The organism is Pigmentiphaga litoralis (assembly GCF_014651835.1).
Taxonomy (GTDB): Bacteria; Pseudomonadota; Gammaproteobacteria; order Burkholderiales; family Burkholderiaceae_B; genus Pigmentiphaga; species Pigmentiphaga litoralis.
In genome coordinates this window covers 971,756-996,570 of sequence record NZ_BMXQ01000001.1, presented here as the reverse complement: position 1 = coordinate 996,570, position 24,815 = coordinate 971,756, and the positions used below count along the sequence as shown (strand labels likewise).

Here is a 24,815-nt window from a genome sequence, read left to right as displayed (position 1 = left end):
GCGGTGTTCGAAAGAACGCCGCCTTTGCTTTGTGCCCTAGACGCTGGCCGTGCCGGTGCGCCGCTTGGGCGGTGCCACGTACTGGCGGAGCAGGCCGGCAGCCACCCCCGCATACACCAGCACCGCCGCCGTGACCCAGCCGGCGCGCAGCTGGACCCCGTAGAACGCGCCGGTGATCAGCGCACCCGCCAGCCACACGGCGCCCAGCAACACGAAGGACCCCATCCAGCGCCAGGCGACGCGGTCGGCCGGACGGTTGCGGCTGGCGCGAAACTGCAGTGCTGCAGCGATGAGCAGGACCACCATGATGGGCAGCGCAGGAACCCGCGGCACGACGCTGTCTCCGGCTGCCATGCCTGCCAGGCCCAGGGCCCACCACACGACGAAGGGCGCGATGATGGCGGCCAGCGTGCGGTGGCGGATCAAGGCGCCCGGGAACAGCAGCAGGACCGCCATCAAGGTACAGCCAAACACGGTGGTGGCAGTGTGGCTCAGGACCATGAGGTGGCGAAAGCTTTCCCCGTCAATGGCCAGGTCGCGCGTGCGATACAGCGTGGCCGCCGACACGGACAGCAGAACCATGACCCCGCTCATCCCGAACCACCGGCCTGCCGCCGCGGCGGGCCTTACCAGCCAGACACCGATCGCAAGCAGGAACGCCGCGCTGGACAGCCCCTGCCGCCACCACCAGGCAGCGGGCAGGGCGCTGACAGGGCGCTGAGACGGGGTGACCACGGTCTGCGCCAAGGCGCCGAAACGGGTTTTCCAGCTGAGCAGCACGGGCTGCTGCAGCAGACTGGCCAGGTGGGTCTGCCGGGCGAAAAAACGTTGCTGGGCGTCGACGGTGTCGAGATGGCTGGCGGTGGAGGCCAGGTCATCGGCACGCACGCGGATGGCGCTGCTGCCAGTAAAAGTGGCCAGATCCAGCAATTGGGCATCCTGTCCGAGCGCGTGCGCCGGGCCATAGGGCACGGCATCCGCCAGCACGCCATGTTCGGAATCGCCCGCGCGCAGTTCAAGGCCGAGCCACGGTTGCTGCAACGCTGCCCACAAGACGATCGCGTTCACGGCAAGGCATGCGAACAGCGCCAACAGGGCGATGCGGCCGGCATGCGGGTGCCTGAACACGAGGCGGGGAAGGGGCATGAGCAAGAGGCTTTCCAGACAGGGTAGTGGGCGGATGATGCAGTAATCCTGGAAGGTGTTCAATCGCGTGGGCGCAGCGGTCCGTAAGGATGAAGGCGGATGGCGGCAAAAGTGAGTAATCGCGTAATATCGCTGGCGTTGTGTAACGTGCAGTCGTCATCCACCCTTCCGAGCGCCGCCACCATGACACCCACGCCTATTGCCCGCCTGCTTGATTCTCCCGCAGTCAATGTGTTTGCCCGTGTGCTGCTGACCTTCATGTTCTGGGGCAGCGGCCTGGCCAAGCTGATCGATTTCCAGGGAGGCGTCGGTGAAATGGCGCACTTCGGCCTGGAACCCGCCTGGCTCTTCAACGTCGCGACCCTGGTGGTGCAACTGGTCGGCTCGCTGATGATCATCTTCAATCGGTATGCCTGGCTGGGCGCGGGCGCACTGGCCGTGTTCACGATTGCAACGATCCCGGTCGCCCATGCGTTCTGGACGATGCCGCAGCCCGCCGCGACGATGGAGATGTATGTCGTGATCGAGCACATTACCGTGCTGGGCGGCCTGCTGCTGGCGGCCATCCTGGCGCACCGCTCGACGCGCGGCGGGGCACTGCCGGCGCGCGCGGCATAGGGTCGACTTCTTTCTTCATTTTTCAGGACCAGCATGATTCGCCATATTGTGATGTGGAAGCTCAAGGACCACGCCGAAGGCGCCAGCCGCGCCGACAATCTTGCGAAGGTGAAAGCCTCGCTCGAAAGCGTGAAGGATTGCGTACCGGGCATCGTCGAGTTCGAAGTGGGCGTTGCGACGCCCGGCATGGAAGCGACGTTCGACGTGGTGCTCAATTCGCTGTTCGAAAGCCAGGAAGCGCTCGATGCCTATCAGGCGCACCCGACCCACGTCGCGATCAAGCCTTTCATGTCGGCCATCCGCGCCGGACGGGAATGCATGGATTACGTCGTGCCCGCGGCCCGCTGATCGATGACGAGTCCCGCAGAAGGGCCGCTGACGCCGCCTTCTATCCCGTTCCTTGACTGGCTGGGTGGCGAATTCGTCATCGCCGAAGCCGGCCGGTGTGAAATCCGCCTGGCCATGCAGCCGCACCACCAGAACAGCTGGCATGTGGGGCACGGCGGCGTGATCATGACGCTGCTGGATGTGGCGATGGCCAACGCCGCCCGGTCGGCGCACCCCGAGCGCCCTGGCGCGGCCACCGTCGAAATGAAAACCACCTTTGTGCGGCCCGGCAAGGGCGCGGTGCTGGTGGCGCTGGGCCACTGCTATCACCGGTCCACCACCATGGCGTTCTGCGACGGCGAACTGCTGGACAAAGACGGCGCGCTGGTCGCCAAAGGCACCGGCACGTTCAAGTTCATTCGCAAGTCGCTTGCGACGCCGCAACGATGAGCGTGGGTAACGGGTGGCTGCCCGGTGCGAAGTGTGACGCCGTGGCCTTCCCGCCGCTGGAGCACCCGCGCCCGCTGGACCCGCAAGTGGCCGATCTGGTGTCGCGCATCCACCGCGCCAACCGGCCGCCCTACTGGCAGTACACGCCGGAAGGCGCGCGTGAATTCCACGAGAAGGCCAGCAAGATCCTGGAAATCGCGGCGCAGCCCGTGGCCGACGTGCGTGACCTGGACATTCCGGTCGCAGGCGAACGGATTCGCGGCCGGCTGTACGCCGGGCATCTGGCCGCCTCTACCGCGCCCCTGGTGATCTTTACCCACGGCGGGGGCTTTACGATCGGCAGCGTCGACAGCTACGACGCGGTCTGCCGCATGCTCGCCAACGGCGCGGCGTGCAAGGTCCTGTCACTGGACTATCGGCTGGCGCCCGAGCACCGCTTTCCGACTGCCGCGCAGGACGTCTTCGATGCCTGGGAATGGGCCTTCGGCGAACATCGCGAACTGGGCATCGATCCCTATGCCGTCGTCGGCATGGGCGACAGCGCCGGCGGCACGTTGACCGCGCAGGCCACCCTGCGGGCGCGGGATGGCGGACTGCCCCTGCGCGGCCAGATCCTGCTGTATCCGGGCACGTGTGCCTGGCAGGACACCCCATCGCATGCCGCCTACGCCGAGGGCTACCTGCTGGACGCGAAGACCATCCAGTGGTTTTTCGGCAATTATCTGCGCGATGACGCGGACCGGCTCGACTGGCGATTTGCGGTGCTGGACGCGCCCGACTGGCGCGGCGTGGCGCCGACGTTCCTGCAACTGGCCGAGTGCGATCCGCTGGTGGACGAAGGCATCGCCCTGGCCAACCGGCTGGCGGCCGCCAATTGCCATGTGACCTGCACGGTCTACCCGGGCGCTGTCCACGCGTTCTACAACATGGGCGGCGCGCTGCGGGTCGCCCGGCAGGCGCACCGCGACACCATTGCCTACTTGCGCTCGGTCTTCGACATCACGAACGTGGCCTGACGCACCGCAGCGGGCGCCATGGCGCCTGCCTGTTTCGCGTTGTCGAAGCTGCGCTCGACCACCAGGGCTTCGTCGTTCCTGACCTGGATGACGGTCTGGGCACGGGTGCCGTAGGTCGGGCTTACGATGAACGTCGACGACAGCGTGCGTTCCCATTCGATGGGCACCCCGGTGCTGGGCAGGTCCAGGTCTTCGGCTTCGGCCTGATCGCTGAGCAGGGCCAGGTAGGCCGGCACCTTGGCTTCGGTCGCCTTCAAGGTCGCCAGGCTGCCCGTGGTCCGGACGACCTTGGGCCACGGGGTGTCCAGCACGGCATTCGACAGCCCGTACACACCGGCTTCCAGCGATACCGGGGCGACCGTCGGGTAGCCGCCGGGCCGGTGCCCGAAGTACCACAGGGCCGGGTGATCCCCCGTCAGGATCCCGGTGACCAGGTTGAAGCCGTTGAATTGCCCCGCGCTGCGCGACACGGTGTCGAGGTAGGCGCCCGGCGACGCGGTGCCGGTCAGAAAATCGGCCACCAGATGCCCGCGCGAAAGCAGGTTGGCACGGTAGGTATTGGCTTCCCGATAGTTGGTCAGCGCCGCAAAGCGCCCCGACTTCGTGATGCCCATCCAGGTGCCGCCGGCCATCAGGTCACGGCCAGCCCACAGGTCGGGGGCATCGTCCCACCAGTCGGCCGGCGCCGTGGGGCGCGTGTAGAACTCGTCCCGGTTGGCGACGACCACGAGGCGTTGGGGGCCGGTGGGGTCCCAGGCAAAGGCAATCAGACACATGCTGCAAATTACTCGATGCTGCCGAAGTCGAGGGACACGGGAATATCTTCAAAGATTTCCGCATGACGCGGGCTGGCCAGCCGCGCGCTCAGGCCCGAGCTGATGGCGGCCGCGTTGATGGCGTGTTCCAGCGCGCCGATGTCCCACACATTCTCGTAAGTCTCCATCCAGGTGCTGACGCCGTCGCGCAGTCCGGGGCGGCGTTGCAGGGCGGTGCGGTCACACCAGGGCTTGCCGGCGTCGAGCACCTGAAAGGCCAGCAGGCGGGCCGCGGCCTGATCGCCATCGGCAAGCTTGTAATACACGTAGAGATGAGAAGACACGGACATGGGACGACCCTTAAGTCAAAAAAAGCAGGCACCCTGCAAGGCAGGGCGGCAGTGGGCCGAAGCGGCTGACTCAGGGACCGGACGCCGCCTGGCAGCGTCCGGTCATCCCTGGGCAGGGCGTCTGTCACCCCTGGGGACATGGCGCCAGGAGTCAGGCGCCCTTGTCGGCCAGCGGGTAGGGGAGCGGGAGCACGGTCAACGCGGGGCCGTCGGCGGCGCCCAGGTGGACCGAGCCACTTTCCATCGAGACAAAGGTGCTTTCGAACAGCACGGCCACGCGCGATGCGGCTGGATCACCCGCCGCGCCCGACACGGCGGCGTTGACCACGCGGCCGCAAGGCTGGGCAGGGTCGGCGCTGTGGAAGATGTCAGTACCCGGCAGGGCGACAGGCTGGATGCCTTTCGCGTGCACATCGCCGGCCTGGGCCGTGCCGCGGAACATGCGGCGTTTGAGCTTGCCCAGGTAATGGCTGCGCGCGACCACTTCCTGGCCGGGATAGCAGCCTTTGGTAAAGCTGACGCCGCCCACCAGTTCCAGATTGACGGTTTGCGGCACGAACACGTCTTGCGTGGCGGCCGTGATCCACGGCAGTCCGGCCGCGATGTCGTCCGCCTGCCAGGCGGACGGTTCCGCCCGGAAGGCGGCTGCGCCCAGTGTGGCGACCGCAGCGCCCAAGGCGTCCTCAGTGCCCACCCACCACCAGCGGGCCTGGACGCCGTCGGCGGATTCGACGGCGGCAGGTGCGGCGATCCAGGTGCCACTGGGCAAGTCGACCCGGTCCCACGCGCCGCGGGGCAGGTCGCCGAACGCAGCGTTCAGCGCGGCGACGCCACCCTGACGGGCCGTTACGCCAACCACCACGAGCGGGGCCGCGGCCAACTTGACCTTGGCGCGCAGCACGAACATGGACAGGCGCTTCTGGAAGGCCGCAGCCAGGTCGGACGAGACCATCAGGTAGCAGCCGACGTCGGCGGCGAGGGTATCCGTCCAGACCACGCCACTGGCCAGCAGCCGCCCCTTGGCCGTGCAGTAGCCTGCGAGGCGCGCCTGATGGGCACCCAGCGATTTCACATCCTGCGTCAGTTGCCCTTGCAGGAAGGTGATCGTGTCGGCGCCGGCGGCGTGCACCACCGACAGCGTGTCGAGCGGCGTGAGGGCCACGGCCCCGTCGGCGAGCCCGGCTGCGGGAACAGGGGATAATGCATGGAGCGCGAGCATAGTGGGTAAGCCCCGGAAGATGATCGAAGTATTATAGGCAGCCCATGCAAAAACCACATTTCTCCAAGAAACGACTGATCACGATCGTGATCCTCGTGCCACTGCTGCTGGCCGGCATCGTTGCCGCCGGCGCGCTGTACTGGCTGCGCGCGCCGCTGTCCCTGTCCGCCGACAAGGTCGACTTCGTGATCGACGAAGGATCCAGCCTGCGCAGCATTGCCCGGCAACTGCAGGAAGCCGGGATCCCGGTTTACCCCGACGCGCTGGTGGCGTTCGCGCGGATCACCGGCGCCGACCGCAAGGTCAAGGCGGGCGGCTATGAGATCGTGCGGGGGGATTCCTTGTGGACGGTGCTGAACCGGCTGACGCGCGGCGACGTAACGCAGCGCGACGTCACGTTCATCGAAGGCTGGAACTACCGGCAGATACGCGCGGCGCTACGCAGGCATCCCGATATCCGGCAAACCCTGGACGGGGTGGACGACACGACCCTGCTGACCCTGCTGGGCACCAGCGCCACGCACCCCGAAGGCCTGTTCTTTCCCGACACGTATCTGTTTTCGGTCGGATCGAGCGACATCGATATCCTGCGGCGGGCCTACCGCGCCCAGGCGCACGAACTGGAAGAGGTCTGGAACAAGCGGTCGGCCGATCTGCCCCTGAAGACGCCGTACGAGGCCCTGATCCTGGCATCCATCATTGAAAAGGAAACCGGTCACGAGGCCGAGCGTGACCGGATTTCAGGCGTGTTCGTCAACCGGCTGCGCATCGGCATGCCGCTGCAGACGGATCCCACCGTGATCTACGGGCTGGGCGAGAGCTTCGACGGCAACCTGCGCCGCCGCGACCTGCAGGCGGACACGGCCTGGAATACGTACACGCGCCGCGGGCTGCCGCCCACGCCAATCTCGAACCCGGGCCGGGCGTCCCTGATGGCCGCGGTCCTGCCCGAGCCGCATCGGTACCTGTATTTCGTATCGCGCGGCAACGGCACGAGCGCCTTTTCCTCGTCGCTGGACGAACACAATCGCGCCGTTGGCACCTACCAGCTGGGCCGCGGCCAGAAAAAATGATGAGCATGACCCATTCCGTACCGCCGCGCGGCCGCTTTATCACCCTGGAAGGGGTGGACGGCGCCGGCAAGAGCACCCATGTGGACTGGCTGGTGGCGCAATTGCGCGACCGGGGTCTGTCCGTGGTCCAGACCCGCGAGCCGGGTGGCACGCCGCTGGGTGAAAAGCTGCGCGACCTGCTGCTGAACGACCCGATGCGGCTGGATACCGAAACCCTGTTGATGTTTGCCGGGCGGTGCGAGCATCTGCACACCGTCATCCAGCCGGCGCTGGAAGCCGGACAGTGGGTGGTATGCGACCGCTACACGGATGCCAGCTACGCCTACCAGGGCGGGGGCCGGCAGCTGGGCGCGGCGCGGATCGCCGCGCTGGAGGCGTGGGTGCAGGGCGACCTGCAGCCGGACCGGACGTGGCTGTTCGATGTGCCGCTGGCTGTGGCCCGCGAGCGCCTGAACCGGTCGCGGGACCTGGATCGTTTCGAGCGGGAAGGGGACGCGTTCTTTGAACGGACGCGGGCGGCCTACCATGCGCGGGCCGACATGTCGGGCGGGCGGATACGCATTGTCGACTCGAGCCGGAGCATCGAGGCCATACGGGTTGACCTGGCCGAGGACCTGGCCAGCTTGCTGGCGAGCACAGGAACGCGGGCATGAGCGTGCCGCAGTTCTATCCCTGGCAGGTCGAGACGGCGCGGGAATGGCTGGGCGCGCAGCAACGCGAACGGTTTGCCCATGCGTGGTTGATCCATGGCCTGGCCGGCATCGGCAAGGTCGAATTTGCCCGGGCGGCCGCGGCAGCGCTGCTGTGCGAGTCGCCGCAGGGTGGCCTTGCCTGTGGCGTGTGCTCGGCATGTACCTGGTACGGGTCGGGCAATCATCCGGACTTCCGGCGCATCCGCCCCGAAGCGGTGGCCCTGGCCGAAGGTGTGCTGGAAGACGCCCTGGACGGCGACATGGAAGAGCCGGCCGAAGCAGGCAAGGCAGCCAGCAAACGCGCGCCGTCCAAGGAAATCCGGATCGAACAGATCCGGTCCGTGGAATCGTGGGTCAACACCGGCACGCACCGGGGCGGGCTGCGGGTCGTCGTGCTCTATCCGGCCGAAACGCTCAATACCATTTCGGCCAATGGCCTGCTCAAGGTGCTGGAAGAACCGCCGCCCCATACGGTATTTCTGTTGGTGTCCGACGCGCCGGATCGTTTGCTGCCGACCCTGGTGTCACGGTGCCGGCGGCTCCCGCTGGCGACTCCGCCGGCCAATGTCGCCTTGCCGTGGCTGGAAGCGCGCGGCGTCAAGGACGCGGCGGCCCAGCTGGCGGCGGTCGGCGGGGCACCAGTGGCGGCTGCCCGTCGCATCGAGGCGGACCTGCCGGTACGGGCCGACTGGCTCGACACCCTGGCGCAGGCCTTGGCGCGGGGCCAGGCACCCGACACCGGCGCGCTGGTCGATACACTGGACAAGGTGCCAGCGCCGGAGTGGATCGACGCCCTGCAGCGCTGGTGCACCGATCTGGCCCTGTTGCAGGCCGGTGCCCCCGTGCGCTACTTCCCGTCGCTGGCCGAGCCCCTGGCCCGCGTGGCGGCCCGCGCCAGCCGGCATGCCGTCGCCGACATGGCGCGCTGGCTGACCCGGCAGCGCATGATCGCAACCCATCCGTTGAATGCCAAGCTGTTTGCGCACGACGCCATGCTGCGCGTGACGGCGGCGTGCCTGAAGGCAGCCTGAGTGCCTTCCCTTTCCTTCTACCTGAGCTGATCCCTTGCCATGTTTGTCGATTCCCACTGTCACCTGAACTTTCCTGAACTGCGCAAGCAGTTGCCCGAGATCCTTGAGGCCATGGACCGCAATCAGGTGGGGCATGCGCTGGTGGTCAGCGTCAATCTGCCTGACTGGCCCGAGCTGATGGAAGTCGTGCACAGCCAGCCCCGCTTGTGGGCGTCGGTCGGGGTGCATCCCGACTACGAAGACACGCCGGACCCGTCGGTGGAAGAACTGGTGCGGTTGTCGGCAACGGAAAAGGTGGTGGCCATCGGCGAAACCGGGCTCGACTACTACCGTCTGACCGGGGACCTGGAGTGGCAGCGCGAACGCTTCCGGCGCCATATCCGGGCAGCACGCGAAGTCGCCAAGCCGCTGATCATCCACACACGGTCATCGTCCGAAGACACGCTGCGCCTGATGCGGGAAGAGGGCGCGGCTGAAGCGGGCGGCGTCATGCACTGCTTTACCGAATCGCAGGCGGTGGCGGACGCGGCAATCGACCTGAATTTCTATATTTCGTTTTCGGGCATCGTCACGTTCAAGAATGCCAAGGAACTGCATGAAGTTGCGCGGACGATTCCGCTGGACCGGCTGCTGATCGAGACCGATTCGCCGTACCTGGCGCCGGTGCCGCATCGGGGCAAGCTCAACGATCCGTCCAAAGTCATCCACGTCGCAGAGCGAATTGCGGATCTGCGCGGATTGACGGTGGCGGAGGTGGCCAAGGCGTCAACCGATAATTTCTTTCGTCTCTTCAAAGGGATAGCGCATTGATTTAACGTGATTTCCAGGATGCTCGGCATTGGTGCGTACCTCATAAATCACTTTAATCAGAGGATATTGATTTTTAATATTTCCTCATACTAATCAAAGCGTTACCCGCAAAACCTAAGGTGAATGATGTCTAGTCGTTTCACATGTTCGACCCGCCGCCTGCTGTCATCCAGCGCGGCCGCACTTGCACTGGCTACCGGCATGTCGCTGACGGGGACCGTACAGGCGCAAGCCCCTTCCGCAGGCCAGCAGACGGGCAAACCTGCGCCCACGGCGCCGGTTGATTTCTGGATCGACATCGCCAACGACCGGGCTTTCAACGTCAAGACATATCTGGCGAAGGGCGTGAGCCCGAATGCGGTCAACGGCAATTCGAACTCTCCCTTGCTGGAGGCGATCAAGGTCGAAGCGTGGGACACCTACGCGGTGCTGATGGCCGACAAGCGCATTGACCTGAACCAGCGCAATCTGCTTGGCGAGTCGCCGCTGATGTACCTGGCGATCAAGAAGGACCTTGCGCGGGCCAAGGCGATGATTGCGCGCGGGGCGGAGGTCAATCAGCCAGGCTGGACGGCCTTGCACTATGCCGCGACGGCGGGCGCCGATGACGTCGTCCGCCTGCTGATCGAAAACTATGCGTACATCGACGCCGAGTCGCCCGACAAGTCGACTGCGCTGATGATGGCGGTCCGCTACGGCCATGAGTCGACCGTCAAGCTGCTGCTGGACGAGAGTGCCGACGGCTACGCCCGGAACGAGGCTGGCAAGAACGCCGTGGACATCGGCAACGAGACCGGCAACCAGAGGATCGCGCAGTTCGTGATCGAGCGACTCAACGAAGAAAAGCGGCGCAAGGCCGCCTCGGGTCGCTAGCTCGATCCACCGCCCGGCGATGGGTTATGCGAAGGGCGCATCATCAGCCGCACCCGACGGGATGCAACCGATAGGCTCAGTCACGACTGAGTAACTAGGCAAGATTCGAGCGTTGTACGGTGGCTTCCCGGTCTACCCACTATCCCCGAATATCGCTCCGAAACCCTATGTTCTAAGCTCTGGTACCGCCTGGTTCTGGTGCACGGCGGTGCCTGCCGCTGCCCGCTTCCGCGGGCATTCCTGCGGCTACCCACACGCTCACGGTTCGGTCCGATGGTCTGCCGCATGCAGACGCGTAGCGCGGCCGACCTGAATGGCTTGCGCACGCTGGTCAGCGTTCATCCTGCGTCATCACTGCCGCGCTGCCCGACCCATTATCCAATCATTACAATGACTTGAAGGGGAAATGTCATGCGAATCATCACGTTTTCGCTGACGCCGAACGGTGGGCCGCGCCCGGGCCTGTGGCTGGACGACGGTGGGGTGCTCGACCTGCAGCGCGCGTTCCATTTGGCCGTTGCATCAGGCACCCTGCAGGCGCCGCCAGACATGGCCGACGCCTTTACGTCGGTGCACGGCATCATCGCCCACGGGCACACTGCCCAGCGCGTGCTGTTCTGGATGGCGACCGCGGCCCGGAGCATCGCCATGGCCGCCGCGCGCGTGGCGCGGGAAGACATCCGCCTGTTGGCGCCCATTCCACGCCCGGCCAAGAACGTCTTCTGCGTGGGGCGCAACTATGTCGACCACGTCAAGGAAGGCTATGTGGCGCAAGGCCTGACCGTGAAGCTTCCGGAGCACATCCAGTTGTTCAGCAAGCCGCCCACGACCGTCATCGGGCCGGGCGCCGCCATCCCGTACGACGCCAAGATCACCCAGAAGCTGGACTATGAAGTCGAACTGGCGGTAGTCATTGGCAAGAGCGGCATCAATATTTCAGAAGCCGATGCCTACGACCACATCTTTGGCTACACCATCATCAATGACATCAGCGCTCGCGACCTGCAGCGGCGCCATGACCAGTGGTTCAAGGGCAAGGGGCTGGACGGCTCCTGTCCGATGGGCCCGTGGATCGTGACCGCCGATCAGATCCCCGATCCGCAAGACCTGGCGCTTTCCCTGTCGGTGAACGGCACGATCCGCCAGCAGGCGCGGACGTCGCAAATGATTTTTCCCATTCGCCGCATCATTGCCGACCTGTCGCGCGGCATGACGCTGGAGGCCGGCGACGTGATCGCGACCGGCACGCCATCGGGCGTCGGTTATGCCATGGACCCGCCGGGATTGCTTGCGCCGGGCGACGTCGTGGAATGCGAGATCGAACACATCGGTACGTTGGTCAACCCTGTCATTGCTGTCTGAGGAGTCTCCATGCCGTATCCGCAACGTGAAGTGCCCGCCACCTGGCCTGCTCAACGCCCGCTGGCCGTTCCCATCAGCATCATGCTCGAAGGATGGGCCGACGACACGGCGCCGGGCATCGGTCCCATGGGCAATCCCTTGAAGCCCGGCGTGCTGGACCGCCAGGCCATCTCCTGGGCCGAGTACGGCGCCAAGGTCGGCGCCTGGCGCATCCTGGACCTGCTGGACCGGCATCAGGCCCGGGCGGTGTTTTACGTCAGCGGCATCGTGGCCGAGCGCTACCCCGATCTGCTGGCCGCGATCGTGCAGCAAGGGCATGTGGTTGCCGGCCATAGCTGGAGTCAGCACATGATTCCGGCGTACCTGTCCGAAGCCGAGGAACGGCAGGACATCGCCCGCTGCACCGAAGTCCTGACCCAGGCCAGCGGCAGTCGGCCCACGGGCTGGATCAGCCCCCGGTGCACCCCCAGCCGGGTGACGGCGCAACTGCTGGCCGAGGCCGGCTATGCCTGGCACGCAGACACCTTTGATACGGACGTTCCCTATCGGCTGGACACGCCGGCCGGCCCGATCACCGCCATGCCGTTCACCATGGAAGTCAACGACATGCCGCTGTCGGTACGCTATGGCAACGAGCCACAGGCGTACACGCGCAGCCTGGCGCGCGTGCTGGACAATTGGGGCCTGCTGGGTACGCCGGCCTGCCTGGATATGACGCTGCATGCCCATGTGTACGGCCGCCCGGCCGGCGCCATCGAGTTCATCCACGCCATCGACCTGGTGCGGCGCCACGAGCAGGTGGCGTGGCTGACGCACCATGCGGAACTGTCGGACATGGTGGCAACACAGGTTTAAGGTCTGGCCAGAACGCGAAGGAAGCGTCATGTTGCAGTGTCGATTTCTGGTGTCTGGCGCGGCGGTGTCACCTCGGCGCCGCGTCGTACGACGCCGGACTGGCCGCAACCGGGCGAAAGTACGTAGAATCGATGAGCAACGGTGCACGCCGTTGGTGCAGCACGTCCAGCTTTGCCTGCCCCCGCGGTCCGACCCGCGGGCCCACCACCACGGAGACGACGATCGCCATAGCCTCGCCCACGCCCGTTCCGCCCAGCGGCAGTTCTCCCGCCAGTCGCACACCCGCGTCGTCGATTCGTAACCTGAAACTGGTGCAGAGCCGTCACCGGCTGGCCATTCTGGTGACGCTGGCGTTGACCTTGGTCGTGCAATGGTCGGCCACCCTCTATTGGGTCGTGGCCGAAGGCAACGCCACCCGGCTGCGCGCCGAAGATGTCCTGCGCCAGATGACGATCGCCATGCGCGAGCAGTCCGAACGGCTGATGCATGACGTCGATTCGTCGGTCAAGACGGCAAAGTTCTGGATGGACACCCATCCCGAAAACGACCCGCGCACCGATCCGGAGTTCGGGCGTCTGATCTCGCTGTTGCGGGAATCATCGGGCGGCCTGATCGACATTCACGTGGTGTCGACCGACGGGCTGTCCTACAGCGTGCCGGCCCAACGGGGCGTTGCGCCCCAGAACGTGGCCGACCGCGACTTTTTCAAGGCGTACCGGCAGTCGCCGTCGTCAAAGATGATGATCGGCGCGCCGGGCCGCACGCCGGGCACGAACCAGCTGGCCGTCCCGGTGGTGTCTGCCCTGGACCGGCCGCTGCACGGCATCTCCATGGTCTATGCCGCGATCGAGATCAAGCACCTGAGCGGCATGTATGAAGACATCCGTTTCAAGCCCAATGGCACCGTCGCGCTGCTGCGGGACGACGGCGTGGTGCTGGTCCGCGCCCCGTTCGTTGAACAGTATGTGGGCAAGTCGATCGCCGACGGGTACGACTACCTGCGGCACATCAAGAGCGGCCAGTCCGGCATGTACATGTCGGGCAATTCGGCGCTGGACGGCCTGGAGCGGCTGGTCAGCTTTATCCGGCTTGGAAATTACCCATTGACCGTCATCGTGTCCGCGGGGGGCGAAGACACCTTCCGCGCATGGAAAGAGACGCGCCGCCTGACCATCATTACGGGCCTGCTGATTTCATCCCTGCTGCTGGCGGGCGCATTGGGAGGTTTTTATGTGCTGGGTGTCGTGCAGCAATCCGAGATCACGCTGCGCCGGCTGGCGCTGTCCGACGCCTTGACCGGATGGCTGAACCGCCACGCCTTTGACGATGCCGCCCAGCGCGAATTCACGGTGGCGGGGCGCCAATCCCGGCAACTGACCGTCATGTCGCTGGATATCGATCACTTCAAACAAGTGAACGACACCTTTGGCCATGGGGCAGGGGACGTCGTGCTGCGCAGACTGAGCCGGTTGTGGGGCAAGAACCTGCGTTTGTCCGACATCAGGGGGCGGCTGGGGGGCGAAGAATTCGCGGTGATCATGCCCGACACCGGCCCCGATCAGGCCGAAGCCATCGCCCGGCGTCTGCTGGAAGAAACGCGGGCGCTGGTAATCGAGGTGGATGCGGCGATGATCCAGGTCACGCTGAGCATTGGTCTGGCAACGCTGTCGCCATTCGATTTCACCTTCGATGACCTGTTGCGGCGGTCGGACGACGCGCTGTACAGCGCCAAGCGCAGCGGCAGGGACCAGGTAGTGGTTGCCGCGTCGTTGACCTAGGCAGGCGGCGGCTGGCTGCACATCGCCCGGATGACCGCTTAGCGTATAGACCGCTGCTGATAAATCGCCGCTTACATCACATCAGGCGCATGCGAAAGCGCTTGCCTTTGATGTTGCCCTGGCTGAGCGTGGCGCAGGCATCCTTGGCAATGCGCCGATCCAGCGCGACAAAGCTCGCGAATTCGGCAATGTGGATCTTGCCGACCTGATCCTTCGCCAGCCCGCCGTCTCCGGTCAGCGCGCCGAGGATGTCTCCCGGACGCAGCTTGTCTTTCTTGCCGCCCTGGATGCACAGCGTGACCATGGGCGCGCGCAGCGGACCGCCGGGGGTCGGCGTCAGCTTTTTCAGGTCCGACCAGCGGATCGGCTTGCCCTGGTAGTTCTCGATCAGGTTGGCCCATCGCATTTCGTACGGCGCCACCAGGTTCAAGGCGAGGCCTTTTTCCTGCCCGCGCCCCGTGCGACCGATGCGGTGCACATGCACTTCAGTGTCCTGGGTCACGTCCACGTTGATCACGGCGGCCAGCGATGCGATGTCCAGCCCCCGCGCGGCGACGTCGGTTGCCACCAGTACCGAGCAGCTGCCGTTGGAAAACTGGATCAGCACGTCGTCACGCTCGCGCTGTTCCAGGTCGCCATGCAGCGCCATCGCGCTGAAACCGCGGGCAACCAGCTCTTCGGTCAGCTCGCGCACCTGCACCTTGGTGTTGCAAAAGGCAATGGTGGACGCCGGGCGGAAGTGCTCCAGCAACTGGGCGACCGCAGCGTTGCGCTCATCCGGCGTGATCTCGAAGAAGTGCTGTTCGATCTGGCTGGAATCGACCAGCGATTCGACCTTGACCTCGGCCGGATTGCGCATGAAGCGCGCGCTGGCCTTGCGGATGTCTTCGGCATACGTGGCGGAAAACAGCAGGGTCTGGCGTTTGGGCGGGCACGCGGACACGATACGGATCACGTCTTCCATGAAACCCATGTCGACCATGCGGTCGGCTTCATCCAGCACGAGCGTCTGCAGCTTGGACAGGTCGATGCTGCCGCGATCGATGTGGTCGATCAGGCGGCCCGGCGTGCCGACCACGATGTGCGCGCCGTGCTCCAGCGATTCGACCTGGGGACGGATGGGCGATCCGCCCGTCAGCGTCAAGGTCTTGATGTTGCCGGCGAACCGGGCCAGGCGGCGCAGTTCGCCCGCGACCTGGTCCGCCAGTTCGCGCGTGGGGCAGAGCACCAGGGCCTGCGTGCCAAAGTCGGCGGCAGCCAGCTTGTGCAGGATGCCGAGGCCGAACGTGGCGGTCTTGCCGCTACCGGTCTTGGCCTGGGCGATCAGGTCCCGGCCTTCCAGGATCAAGGGCAGGCTTTCGGCCTGGATCGGCGTCATGTCGGCGTATCCCAGGCTGTCGAGATTGGCCAGGATAGCGGGGGCCAGCGGCAAACTGGAAAACGAAGTGGTGGTCACGATAGGCGCCAATACGAGCAGAAAGGGGCAAAGTCTAGCAGGCGGCCCGCGAAAACGGGTGGGGGACAGGGCGGGATGGGACAGAGGCGCGCTGCCCGGTAGAATGATTGTCTGTCTTCCCACCTCTTTTTCCGCTTCCCCGGATTGCCGACCTGACCCTGATGACCGACACCGTTCGCCTTGCCAAACATATTGCCGACACCACCGGCTGCTCGCGCCGCGAGGCCGAACAACTGATCGAGGGCGGCTGGGTCCGGGTGGACGGCAAGGTGGTGGAAGAAGCCGGGTTCCGGATGACCCCCGGGCAGCAGACCGAGATTGACCCGAACGCCAAGCCTGTTCCGGTGGACCCGGTCACCATTTTGTGGAACAAGCCAGCGGGCTTTGACGTCAGTGGCAACAGCGATCCCGCCCTGCATAAGTTGACGCCCGACACGCGCCAGCCGTCGGACCGGTCCAATGTGCGGTTCCTGAGAAAGCACCTGTCCAATCTGGAACTGGTTACCCCGATCGACGCGGCGGCCAGCGGCCTGGTGGTGTTGACGCAAGAATTCCGTATCGCACGCAAGCTGCGCGACGATGCGCCCCGCATCGAACATGAATACCTGGTCGAAGTGGCGGGCGACATTGCGCCCGATGGCATGACGCGGCTCAATGCGGGGGGCTTCTATAAAGGCAAGGCGGTGCCTGCCGCCAAGATCAGCTGGCAGAACGAAACCCGTCTGCGGGTGGCCATCAAGACGCCGCCCGAGGGGCTGATCGAGCACCTGTGCACGCAGGTCGGCCTGAAGGTCAGGGCGATCAAACGCCTGCGGATCGGGCGCCTGCCGGTTGCCGGGCTGGAACCGGGCCAGTGGCGCTACCTGCTGGGCTACGAGCGCTTCTGAAAGGGGATGTCGGGCATGAACACGTCAGGCGTTGGCGCCCCTCTGGCCCCCGGCTTCATGGTCGTGCACAGCAACCGGCTGGAAGACCTGCGCAGCCTGGCCGTGTCGTGGATGCAGCGCTATCCCCTTGCGCCGCTGGAAAACGAAGTGATCCTGGTGCAGAGCAACGGGATCGCGCAGTGGCTGAAACTGGCGCTGGCCGAAGACCCGGCGGCGCACGACACGACGTCCATCCCTGGGGCGGCGTCGTCGTCTTACAGCAGCGGCGGCCAGGGTTGCGGGATTGCCGCTGCCATCGACGTGCAGTTGCCGGCCAGCTTTCTATGGACGGCCTATCGCGCCGTGCTGGGGCGCGCGTCGATCCCCGAAAGCTCGCCGCTGGACAAGGCCAGCCTGACCTGGCGCCTGATGCGCCTGCTGCCTGCCTTGATTCACAAAGAGGCCTTTGCGCCGCTGCGGCGTTTTCTGCAGGACGACGCGCAGATGCGCAAGCTGCATCAGCTGTCCGAACGCCTGGCGGATCTGTTCGACCAGTACCAGGTGTACCGCGCCGACTGGCTCGATGACTGGGCCCACGGGCGCGATCAGCTGATCACGTCGCGCAACGGCGTGCGGGTGCTGCAGGGGCAGGAATGCTGGCAGCCGGCGCTGTGGCGCGCGCTGCTGGAAGATGTCGGCGCCGAAAGCATGGCGCAAAGCCGGGCCGGCGTGCACCAGCGCTTCATGGCCACCCTGCGCACCCTGACGCAGCGGCCCGCCGGACTGCCGCGCCGCATCATGGTGTTCGGCATTTCGTCGATGCCGGCCCAGGCGCTGGAAGCCCTGGCTGCGCTGGGCAAGCTGTGCCAGGTGCTGCTGTGCGTGCATAACCCGTCGCAGCATCACTGGACGGACATCGTGGCAGACCAGGACCTGCTGCGTCACCAGTACCAGCGCCAGCGCCGCAAGCCGGGCATGCCGGCGGTGATCGATGCGACGGTGCTGCACCGGCACGGTCACCCCTTGCTGGCCGCGTGGGGCAAGCAGGGCCGCGACTACATCCACCTGCTCGACAGCTTTGATGCGCCCGACCAGTACCGCGAAGCCTTTGCGGACGTCAGCGACCGGCGCATCGACCTGTTCACGGAACAGCCCGCCGACACGCTGCTGACCCAGTTGCATGACGACGTGCTGCAGCTGCGCGCGATGGAAGAGACCCGTGACACCTGGCCGCCCGTGGACCTGCAGGCCGACGCGTCGATCCGCTTTCATGTGGCGCATGGCCCGCAGCGGGAAGTCGAGATCCTGCACGACCAATTGCTGGCGCGGTTCAGCGCCGATCCGACGCTGCGGCCGCGTGACGTGATCGTGATGGTGCCCGCCATCGACACCTACGCGCCGCACATCCAGGCCGTATTCGGGCAGATCGACCATACCGACGACCGGCACATTCCGTTCACGCTGGCCGACCAGGGACAGCGCGGCCGCGAACCGCTGCTGATCGCCGTGGAGCACCTGCTGCGGCTACCCGAAAGCCGCTTTGCGGTCAGCGACGTGCTGGACCTGCTGGATGTGCCCGCGCTGCGCCACCGCTTTGGCATTGGCGAGTCGGACCTGCCCACCTTGCACCGATGGATACAAGGCGCCGGGATCCGCTGGGGACTGGACGCCGCGCAGCGGGCGTCGCTGGACCTGCCCGGTGGCATGGAGCAGAACACCTGGCGTTTTGGCTTGCGGCGCATGTTGCTGGGTTATGCGGTGGGGCAGGGCGACAGCTTCGACGGGATCGAACCGTATGACGAAATCGGCGGGCTGGACGCGGCGCTGATCGGCCCGCTGGTGGGCCTGCTCGATGCACTGGATGTCACCCGCGATCAGCTCGCGATGGATGCGGAACCCATGACATGGGTGGCGCGGCTGCGCACCCTGCTGGCGCGCTTCTTTCTGGCCGATGATGACCGGGACGTGGTGCAGCTGGGCCGCCTGGAACAGCTGCTGGAAGACTGGGAGACCACCTGCGACAGCGTCGGGCTGACCGAAAGGCTGCCGCTGACGGTGGTGCGCGAAGCCTGGTTGCAGGCGCTGGACCAGGGCCGGTTGAATCAGCGCTTTCTGGCGGGGGCAGTCAACTTCTGCACCCTGATGCCGATGCGGGCGATTCCGTTCCGGGTGGTGTGCCTGCTGGGCATGAACGACGGCGACTACCCGCGTGCGCAGCCGCCGCTGGATTTCGACCTGATGGGCGGCGACTACCGGCCGGGCGACCGGTCGCGGCGCGAAGACGACCGCTATCTGTTGCTGGAAGCGGTGCTGTCGGCGCGCGAGCAGCTCTACATCAGCTGGGTCGGCCGCAGCATTCGCGACAACAGCGAGCGGCCGCCATCGGTGCTGGTGGGCCAGTTGCGAGATCACCTGGCCGCAGGATGGCAGACGGTGGATGACATCGACCTGCTGGACGGGCTGACGGTGGTGCATCCGCTGCAGCCGTTCAGCGCGCGGTATTTCCTGCCTTCAGGCCATGGGGCGAGCTTTAGCGCGGGAGCGGCAGGCGAGGCGCTTTCCGGTTCGTCATTGACGGGCACCGGCGGGCTGTTCAGTTACGCCCGCGAATGGGCGGTGCTGCATGGCGGGGCGGATGGCGGCGGGGCGGTTGCTTCTTCCGGTTCAGGTCGCGCCAGCCCGTCTGCGGACGCGGCCCCTGTCTGGACGCCGCCCGACGCCATCGACGTGGCCGAGCTGCAGCAGTTCCTGCGCGATCCGCTGCGGACCTTTTTCAACCAGCGCCTGAAGGTGTTCTTTGACGACGACACGCCCGAGGCCGTTGACGACGAACCTTTTGCACTGGACGCGCTGCAGCGGTACACGCTGAGCGACAGCCTGCTGCAGGCCGGCATGCCGGCCGTCACGGCGCAGGAAGCCGACGACGCCCTGGCCCGACGCGCCACCCAATTGCGCCGCAGCGGCTTGCTGCCCATGGCGGGCTTTGGCGAAAAGCAGCAGGCCGGCTTGCTGGTGCCGCTTCCCGATCTGCTGGCACGGTATCGCGACGCACGCGGGGCGTGGCCAGTCGAGGTCGCGTCCCCCTGGCCGGTGGATTTTCGTCATGGCGCATTGCGGGTGGAAGGGTGGCTGGGCGGACTGCGTCAGGTCGAAGGCGACACAGCCCGGCATGCCGTGCTGTCCGCGGTGCCCAACGGGCTGCTGGCTTCGGCCAGGGCCTTGAAATGGCATCGGCTGACGCGCTTGTGGGTCACGCATCTGGCGGGCAATGCCAGCGGGCTGGACCTGACCAGCATCGTGGTCGCGTCAGACGTGACATTGACTTTCGAGCCCGTTCCGCCCCTGTACGCGGCCGAAGCGCTGAATGCGCTGGTGGAAGGCTGGCTGGCGGGCATGGCCGAGCCGCTGCCCGTGGCGCTGCGCAGTGCGTTCGTGTGGCTGGCACACGCCGAGGCGGGGCAGGGGACAGCAGCACGGATCGCCGCAGGGGACGATGACGCTCCCGCCACGGCCGCGCACGCCAAGGCCTATGACGAAGCCCGCAAGGTGTACGAAGGGGGCTTTACGACGACGGGTGAAATGGCGCAGAACCCGTATCTGGCCCGTCACTATCCCAGCGCCGATGCGCTGTTTGCCGATGGCCGGTTTGCCCACTGGGCGGAACGGCTGTATCGGCCCCTGTTCGAAGCTGGCACGGCCGCGCTGGAAACCGCCGTCAAGGCAAAGGCGCCGGAATGACGACACGCAAACGAACCGATGCTGGCGATCGCGCCAGGCATGACGCCACGCCGGATGAACGGGACGACCCTGGGTTCGCGTTCGATGATTCGCCCTTGGAATGGGATGACGACGCGCCCATGTTTCCGGATTCGCCATCCCGCGCGGAATCGGACGACGGGCCCATGTTTCCCGACGACGCACCGATGTTTCCGGATGACGCACCGATGTTTCCCGATGACGGGCGCGAGGGCGAGCCGGAGGGGGGCGAGGGCGCGTTCTATCTTGATGAGAGTGACGGCGATGATGCGGACGCCTCCCTGTTCGCAGGCGAGGACTCGCACGGCGTCGATGGCGAAGAGACCTTCGCCGACGACGGGTTCCCCGATGACGACTTCATCGAGGACGACCTGTCCGATGCGCCCCTGGCGCTGCGCTTTCCCTTGCGGGGCAGCCGGCTGATCGAAGCCAGCGCCGGGACGGGCAAGACCTTCACGATTTCCGCCTTGTATGTGCGCCTGGTGCTGGGCCACGGCGGCCCCGGCCTGGCATTTTTACGCGACATGGCGCCGCCGGACATCCTGGTGATGACTTTTACCGATGCTGCCACGCAGGAACTGCGCGACCGCATTCGCGCACGGCTCGCGCAGACGGCACGGTTCTTCCGGGAGGAAATCGCTGCCCCCGACCCGCTCATGGCGCGGCTGCGCGCCGGCTATCCGCGCGCGGCCTGGCCAGGCAATGCCAGCAAGCTGGACATTGCCGCACAGTGGATGGACGAGGCCGCCGTATCGACCATTCATGGATGGTGTCAGCGCATGTTGCGCGAACATGCCTTCGACAGCGGCAGCCTGTTCACGCAGACACTGGCCACCGACCATACCGATTTGCTGGCCGACGTCGTGCGCGATTACTGGCGGCAGCATTGTTATGGACTGACCGGCACGGCCCTGGACTGGGTCGAGTCGAACTGGAAGACGCCCGACGCGCTGCGCGCGAAAATCACCGGCCTGCTCGGCGCGACCGAGCCTTCGACCCAGCTGATGCCGCTCGGCGAGCTGATCGCCCGGACGCTGGCGGAAAGGCGGCGGCATCTGGCCGAACTGAAAGCCCCGTGGGCGGCATGGATGGCAGAACTGATGCCGCTGATCGAATCGGCGTGCGCCGCCAAGCAGGTCGACGGCCGCAAATTGCAGGTCGCACGGACGCGGGGCTGGTGCGATGCGGTGACGGCCTGGGCCACGACGCCCGAACTGGAATCGCTGGACATCAAGACTGGCTTTGACCGCCTGACGACGGCAGGCATCGCCGAAGTCTGGAAAAGCGGGACACCGCTGACCCATCCGGCGCTGGACGCGATGGCCGGGCTGCAGCGCGCCCTGGCGTCCTTGCCGCAGCCGGACACGGCGCTGCTGCGCCATGCCGCGCAATGGGTGCGCCATCGCTTCGACCAGGAAAAACGCCGTCGTGCCGAAATGGGCTTTGACGACATGCTGCAGCGGCTGGACGACGCCCTGCATGGCGAAAACGGGGATCGCCTGGCCGACCTGATCCGTACGCAGTTTCCGGTGGCGATGGTGGACGAGTTCCAGGACACCGACCCGGTGCAATACCGCATTTTCGACAAGGTCTATCAGGTTGGACAGAACCGCGAGGACTGCGCGCTGCTGATGATCGGCGATCCGAAGCAGGCCATCTACGCGTTCCGCGGCGCCGATATCTTCACCTACCTGCGTGCGCGGTCGGCCACCGAGGGCCGGCATGCGTCGCTGGATACCAACTTCCGGTCCACCGACGCCATGGTGGCGGCCGTCAACCGGGTGTTCGGCCTGGCCGAAGACCGGCCGGGAGGGCGGGGCGCATTCCTGTTCCGGCGCGGCAGCGGCAATCCCGTGCCGTTCCTGCCGGTAGCGGCGGCGGGGCGCAAGGAACGGTTCGTGGACGGTGGCGCGGCGGCGTCCGACGGCGAGACGCCGACCCCCGGCGCGGCGCTGACCGTCTGGCATCTGGCCAGCGACGCGCCAGTGGGCAGCGGCGCGTACCGCCAGCACCTGGCGGGCGGTTGCGCGAGCGAGGTCGTGCGCTTGCTGAACCTGTCCATGCAGGGCAAAGCCGGCTTTGCGCGCGACGCTGCGCCGTTGACTCCGCTGACGCCGCTGCGTCCGGCCGACATCGCCATCCTGGTCCGCGACTTTGCCGAGGCGCGCGCCCTACGCAGCGCGTTGTCGCAGCGCGGCGTACGCAGTGTGTATCTGTCGGACAAGGATTCGGTGTTCGACGGTCAGGAAGCCAGCGACGTGCTGGCGTGGCTCAAGGCTTGCGCCGAGCCCGACCTGGACCGGCCGCTGCGCGCGGCTCTGGCCACCCGCACCCTTGCGTTGCCCCTGGCCGCGCTGGAACGCATCAACCAGGACGAACGCCATTGGGAAGACCGCGTCATGCAGTTCCGCCAGTACCGCGGACTGTGGCGCAAGCAGGGCGTGCTGCCGATGCTGCGGCGGCTGCTGCACGACTTCGATCTGCCGCGCGCATTGATGCAGCGGCCGGACGGCGAACGCGTCCTGACCAATCTGCTGCATCTGGCCGAACTGCTGCAGCAGGCGGCATCGGAGCTGGATGGCGAGCAGGCCGTGATCCGTCACCTGGCCGACCACCTGGGGCAACCCGGGCAGACCGCCGAAGAACAGGTGCTGCGACTCGAAAGCGACGAACAACTGGTGCGGGTGGTGACGGTGCACAAGTCCAAGGGGCTGGAATATCCCCTGGTGTTCCTGCCTTTCGTCTGCGCCTTCAAGCCCGTGGACCCCGCGCGCCCGCCGGTGCGTTTTCATGATGCGCAGGGCAACCTGGTCGTGCGTACCGCCCCCGACCTGGAAGAGGTGGCGCGTGCCGATGACGAGCGCCTGGCGGAAGACCTGCGGCTGTTGTATGTCGCGTTGACCCGCGCGCAGCACGCCTGCTGGGTCGGCGTGGCGGATATGAAGCACAAGGGGGATGCGTCGGTGCTGCATCGGTCGGCACTGGGCTATCTGTTGGGCGGTGGCGATCCGCTGCCGCACAGCGGCGCGCTGGCGGACTGGTTGAATGACCTGACAAGCGGACACCCGGCGCTGCGTGTCGTGCCCGCCCCCGACGCGACCCGAACGGTGGTGCATCAGCCGGCGGCGCCCACGCGCTTGCCGCATGTGCGGCGGCCGCAGCGCAGCAAGGCTGACCATTGGTGGATCGCGTCCTACAGTGCCCTGACGATCATGGATCAGCGGGTGGCGGTTGACGATATGCCCGGTGGAGACGTGATAGAGCCAAGCGACCGGGACGCCGCGACGGACGAGGGCGTTGGCGTCGGGGTAGGCGCCGGCGCGATCGGTCTGGAGGGAGCGGAATACGACCTTGGCGACGACCGGGGCGAGTCCGACCCGGGGCAGGCAGGCCACGGGCCTTTCGGCAGCGACGACGGCCTGGGCGGCGACATCGATGCCACCGACCTTGACGTGCTCGCCTTTGGCGACCGCGACCTGGACTTTGGGGATCCGCAGTACGGCGACCTGAGTCCCGACACGCCAGAAGCCCAGAAGGCTTTCGACGACGACGTGCCCGATGCCGGCGACATAGTGCACGCAGCCTATGCCACCGGCACGCCCGGCGTGGGACTGCACGGCTTTCCCCGGGGTCCGAATCCGGGGACCTTTCTGCACGGCTTGCTGGAATGGGCCGGTGACGAAGGCTTCGGCACGGCCGCCGCCGACCGGGCCGCCCTGGTCGACGCCGTTGCTCGCCGCTGCAATCGTCGCGGCTGGGAAGCGTGGATCCAGCCGCTGAGCGACTGGCTGGCGGCGCTGCTGGTCTGCCCGCTGCCCACCGGTCACGGCGCGCCGGTGCGACTGGCCGCACTGGAGGCGTATCAAGTTGAAATGGAGTTCTGGTTCCAGAGCACGCGGGTTGACGTCACGCGGCTGGATGCCTGGGTCCGCCGTCATACCCTGGGCGGCGCGCCGCGCGCGCCGGCCAATCCGGCGCTGCTCAACGGCATGTTCAAGGGGTTTGTCGATCTGGTCTTCGAGCATGACGGGCGCTATTACGTGGCCGATTACAAGTCCAACTGGCTGGGCGAGGACGACGCCGCCTACACGCAAGACGCCATGCGCAAGGAAATGCTCAAGAAGCGATATGACCTGCAATACGTGCTGTACCTGCTTGCGCTGCATCGGCAACTGAAGGTGCGCCTGCCTGACTACGACTACGACCGGCATGTGGGCGGGGCGCTGTACCTGTTCCTGCGGGGCAGCCGCGCACCGTCCAAAGGGGCATTCCACACCCGGCCGCCGCGGGCCTTGATCGAGGCGCTGGATGCATTGTTTGCGGGCCGGAGTCTGGCGGGAGTTCCACAATGAGGTCCGCGACGAGACCCGCGTCGATGATCG

The 24,815-nt window shown here is 66.3% G+C and carries 20 protein-coding genes; 15 read left to right on the top strand and 5 right to left on the bottom strand.

Annotated elements, in window-relative coordinates; translation table 11 throughout:
* Positions 1–36: 36 nt before the first annotated feature.
* Positions 37–1,146 carry a hypothetical protein gene (locus IE116_RS04330; RefSeq protein WP_189610085.1) on the bottom strand — a complete coding sequence of 370 codons (1,110 nt, stop codon included), beginning with the start codon at positions 1,144–1,146 and terminating at the stop codon, positions 37–39.
* A 183-nt stretch (positions 1,147–1,329) separates the two neighbouring features.
* On the opposite strand from IE116_RS04330, the gene IE116_RS04325 reads away from it, so the two are divergent.
* From IE116_RS04325 to IE116_RS04310, 4 genes are read left to right on the top strand one after another with little or no spacing between them, the layout of a single operon-like run.
* Positions 1,330–1,764 (top strand): DoxX family protein, encoded by a 435-nt coding sequence (locus IE116_RS04325; protein WP_189610083.1) that lies wholly within the window; start codon positions 1,330–1,332, stop codon positions 1,762–1,764.
* A 33-nt stretch (positions 1,765–1,797) separates the two neighbouring features.
* On the top strand, positions 1,798–2,112 hold the full coding sequence (locus IE116_RS04320) for a Dabb family protein (RefSeq protein WP_189610081.1): 315 nt from the start codon (positions 1,798–1,800) through the stop codon (positions 2,110–2,112).
* 3 nt (positions 2,113–2,115) lie between these two features.
* Positions 2,116–2,541, top strand: coding sequence for a PaaI family thioesterase (locus IE116_RS04315; RefSeq protein WP_189610080.1), 426 nt, complete (start codon positions 2,116–2,118; stop codon positions 2,539–2,541).
* Positions 2,538–3,557, top strand: a complete 1,020-nt coding sequence (locus IE116_RS04310; RefSeq protein WP_189610078.1) for an alpha/beta hydrolase — start codon at positions 2,538–2,540, stop codon at positions 3,555–3,557. The genes IE116_RS04315 and IE116_RS04310 overlap by 4 nt, the downstream gene beginning before the upstream one ends.
* On the opposite strand, the gene IE116_RS04305 is transcribed toward IE116_RS04310, so the two are convergent.
* The 3 genes from IE116_RS04305 to ygfZ all read right to left on the bottom strand — a co-directional run bounded on the left by IE116_RS04305 (position 3,518) and on the right by ygfZ (position 5,881).
* Positions 3,518–4,333 carry an NRDE family protein gene (locus IE116_RS04305; RefSeq protein ID WP_189610075.1) on the bottom strand — a complete coding sequence of 272 codons (816 nt, stop codon included), beginning with the start codon at positions 4,331–4,333 and terminating at the stop codon, positions 3,518–3,520. The genes IE116_RS04310 and IE116_RS04305 overlap by 40 nt on opposite strands.
* Before the next feature lie 8 nt (positions 4,334–4,341).
* Complete coding sequence (locus IE116_RS04300) at positions 4,342–4,662, bottom strand: DUF4936 family protein (RefSeq protein ID WP_189610073.1); 321 nt, start codon at positions 4,660–4,662, stop codon at positions 4,342–4,344.
* Positions 4,663–4,813: 151 nt separating this feature from the next.
* On the bottom strand, positions 4,814–5,881 hold the full coding sequence (ygfZ, locus tag IE116_RS04295) for a CAF17-like 4Fe-4S cluster assembly/insertion protein YgfZ (protein WP_189610071.1): 1,068 nt from the start codon (positions 5,879–5,881) through the stop codon (positions 4,814–4,816).
* Between the two features lie 44 nt (positions 5,882–5,925).
* Here ygfZ and mltG point away from each other — a divergent pair, with 44 nt between their 5' ends.
* From mltG to IE116_RS04255, 8 genes are all read left to right on the top strand, one after another.
* Complete coding sequence (mltG, locus tag IE116_RS04290; protein WP_189610069.1) at positions 5,926–6,954, top strand: endolytic transglycosylase MltG; 1,029 nt, start codon at positions 5,926–5,928, stop codon at positions 6,952–6,954.
* Between the two features lie 5 nt (positions 6,955–6,959).
* Positions 6,960–7,607, top strand: a complete 648-nt coding sequence (tmk, locus tag IE116_RS04285; protein ID WP_189610068.1) for a dTMP kinase — start codon at positions 6,960–6,962, stop codon at positions 7,605–7,607.
* Complete coding sequence (gene holB / locus IE116_RS04280; protein ID WP_189610066.1) at positions 7,604–8,677, top strand: DNA polymerase III subunit delta'; 1,074 nt, start codon at positions 7,604–7,606, stop codon at positions 8,675–8,677. The genes tmk and holB overlap by 4 nt, the downstream gene beginning before the upstream one ends.
* 39 nt (positions 8,678–8,716) lie before the next feature.
* Complete coding sequence (locus IE116_RS04275) at positions 8,717–9,487, top strand: TatD family hydrolase (RefSeq protein ID WP_189610064.1); 771 nt, start codon at positions 8,717–8,719, stop codon at positions 9,485–9,487.
* A 123-nt stretch (positions 9,488–9,610) separates the two neighbouring features.
* The gene (locus tag IE116_RS04270) at positions 9,611–10,360 is read left to right on the top strand and encodes an ankyrin repeat domain-containing protein (protein WP_189610062.1); all 750 of its coding nucleotides are present in this window, start codon (positions 9,611–9,613) and stop codon (positions 10,358–10,360) included.
* 411 nt (positions 10,361–10,771) lie between these two features.
* Positions 10,772–11,722 carry a fumarylacetoacetate hydrolase family protein gene (locus IE116_RS04265; RefSeq protein ID WP_189610060.1) on the top strand — a complete coding sequence of 317 codons (951 nt, stop codon included), beginning with the start codon at positions 10,772–10,774 and terminating at the stop codon, positions 11,720–11,722.
* A gap of 9 nt (positions 11,723–11,731) precedes the next feature.
* The gene (locus tag IE116_RS04260; RefSeq protein WP_189610058.1) at positions 11,732–12,577 is read left to right on the top strand and encodes a polysaccharide deacetylase family protein; all 846 of its coding nucleotides are present in this window, start codon (positions 11,732–11,734) and stop codon (positions 12,575–12,577) included.
* 311 nt (positions 12,578–12,888) lie between these two features.
* Entirely contained in the window at positions 12,889–14,355 is a 1,467-nt protein-coding gene (locus IE116_RS04255; RefSeq protein WP_189610056.1) for a sensor domain-containing diguanylate cyclase, read from the top strand.
* A gap of 76 nt (positions 14,356–14,431) precedes the next feature.
* Here the strand turns inward: IE116_RS04255 and dbpA are convergent, their stop codons facing one another.
* A complete protein-coding gene (gene dbpA / locus IE116_RS04250) occupies positions 14,432–15,811 on the bottom strand; it encodes an ATP-dependent RNA helicase DbpA (RefSeq protein WP_189610054.1) in 1,380 nt (459 codons plus the stop codon).
* 161 nt (positions 15,812–15,972) lie between these two features.
* Here dbpA and IE116_RS04245 point away from each other — a divergent pair, with 161 nt between their 5' ends.
* Genes IE116_RS04245 through recB form a run of 3 tightly spaced genes read left to right on the top strand, consistent with a single transcriptional unit; the run spans position 15,973 to position 24,785 of the window.
* Positions 15,973–16,698, top strand: coding sequence for an RNA pseudouridine synthase (locus tag IE116_RS04245; protein WP_189610053.1), 726 nt, complete (start codon positions 15,973–15,975; stop codon positions 16,696–16,698).
* A 15-nt stretch (positions 16,699–16,713) separates the two neighbouring features.
* Positions 16,714–20,415: an exodeoxyribonuclease V subunit gamma gene (gene recC, locus IE116_RS04240; RefSeq protein ID WP_189610051.1), complete on the top strand. Its 3,702-nt coding sequence runs from the start codon at positions 16,714–16,716 to the stop codon at positions 20,413–20,415.
* Positions 20,412–24,785: an exodeoxyribonuclease V subunit beta gene (recB, locus tag IE116_RS04235; RefSeq protein ID WP_229827998.1), complete on the top strand. Its 4,374-nt coding sequence runs from the start codon at positions 20,412–20,414 to the stop codon at positions 24,783–24,785. The genes recC and recB overlap by 4 nt, the downstream gene beginning before the upstream one ends.
* The last annotated feature ends 30 nt before the right edge of the window (positions 24,786–24,815 follow it).

What these genes read in the sequence shown, in the direction of transcription:
- IE116_RS04330 (WP_189610085.1), bottom strand. Translation starts at nt 1,146, where the DNA reads ATGCCCCTTCCCCGCCTCGTGTTCAGGCACCCGCATGCCGGCCGCATC.
- IE116_RS04325 (WP_189610083.1), top strand. Translation starts at nt 1,330, where the DNA reads ATGACACCCACGCCTATTGCCCGCCTGCTTGATTCTCCCGCAGTCAAT.
- IE116_RS04320 (WP_189610081.1), top strand. Translation starts at nt 1,798, where the DNA reads ATGATTCGCCATATTGTGATGTGGAAGCTCAAGGACCACGCCGAAGGC.
- IE116_RS04315 (WP_189610080.1), top strand. Translation starts at nt 2,116, where the DNA reads ATGACGAGTCCCGCAGAAGGGCCGCTGACGCCGCCTTCTATCCCGTTC.
- IE116_RS04310 (WP_189610078.1), top strand. Translation starts at nt 2,538, where the DNA reads ATGAGCGTGGGTAACGGGTGGCTGCCCGGTGCGAAGTGTGACGCCGTG.
- IE116_RS04305 (WP_189610075.1), bottom strand. Translation starts at nt 4,333, where the DNA reads ATGTGTCTGATTGCCTTTGCCTGGGACCCCACCGGCCCCCAACGCCTC.
- IE116_RS04300 (WP_189610073.1), bottom strand. Translation starts at nt 4,662, where the DNA reads ATGTCCGTGTCTTCTCATCTCTACGTGTATTACAAGCTTGCCGATGGC.
- ygfZ (WP_189610071.1), bottom strand. Translation starts at nt 5,881, where the DNA reads ATGCTCGCGCTCCATGCATTATCCCCTGTTCCCGCAGCCGGGCTCGCC.
- mltG (WP_189610069.1), top strand. Translation starts at nt 5,926, where the DNA reads ATGCAAAAACCACATTTCTCCAAGAAACGACTGATCACGATCGTGATC.
- tmk (WP_189610068.1), top strand. Translation starts at nt 6,960, where the DNA reads ATGACCCATTCCGTACCGCCGCGCGGCCGCTTTATCACCCTGGAAGGG.
- holB (WP_189610066.1), top strand. Translation starts at nt 7,604, where the DNA reads ATGAGCGTGCCGCAGTTCTATCCCTGGCAGGTCGAGACGGCGCGGGAA.
- IE116_RS04275 (WP_189610064.1), top strand. Translation starts at nt 8,717, where the DNA reads ATGTTTGTCGATTCCCACTGTCACCTGAACTTTCCTGAACTGCGCAAG.
- IE116_RS04270 (WP_189610062.1), top strand. Translation starts at nt 9,611, where the DNA reads ATGATGTCTAGTCGTTTCACATGTTCGACCCGCCGCCTGCTGTCATCC.
- IE116_RS04265 (WP_189610060.1), top strand. Translation starts at nt 10,772, where the DNA reads ATGCGAATCATCACGTTTTCGCTGACGCCGAACGGTGGGCCGCGCCCG.
- IE116_RS04260 (WP_189610058.1), top strand. Translation starts at nt 11,732, where the DNA reads ATGCCGTATCCGCAACGTGAAGTGCCCGCCACCTGGCCTGCTCAACGC.
- IE116_RS04245 (WP_189610053.1), top strand. Translation starts at nt 15,973, where the DNA reads ATGACCGACACCGTTCGCCTTGCCAAACATATTGCCGACACCACCGGC.
- recC (WP_189610051.1), top strand. Translation starts at nt 16,714, where the DNA reads ATGAACACGTCAGGCGTTGGCGCCCCTCTGGCCCCCGGCTTCATGGTC.
- recB (WP_229827998.1), top strand. Translation starts at nt 20,412, where the DNA reads ATGACGACACGCAAACGAACCGATGCTGGCGATCGCGCCAGGCATGAC.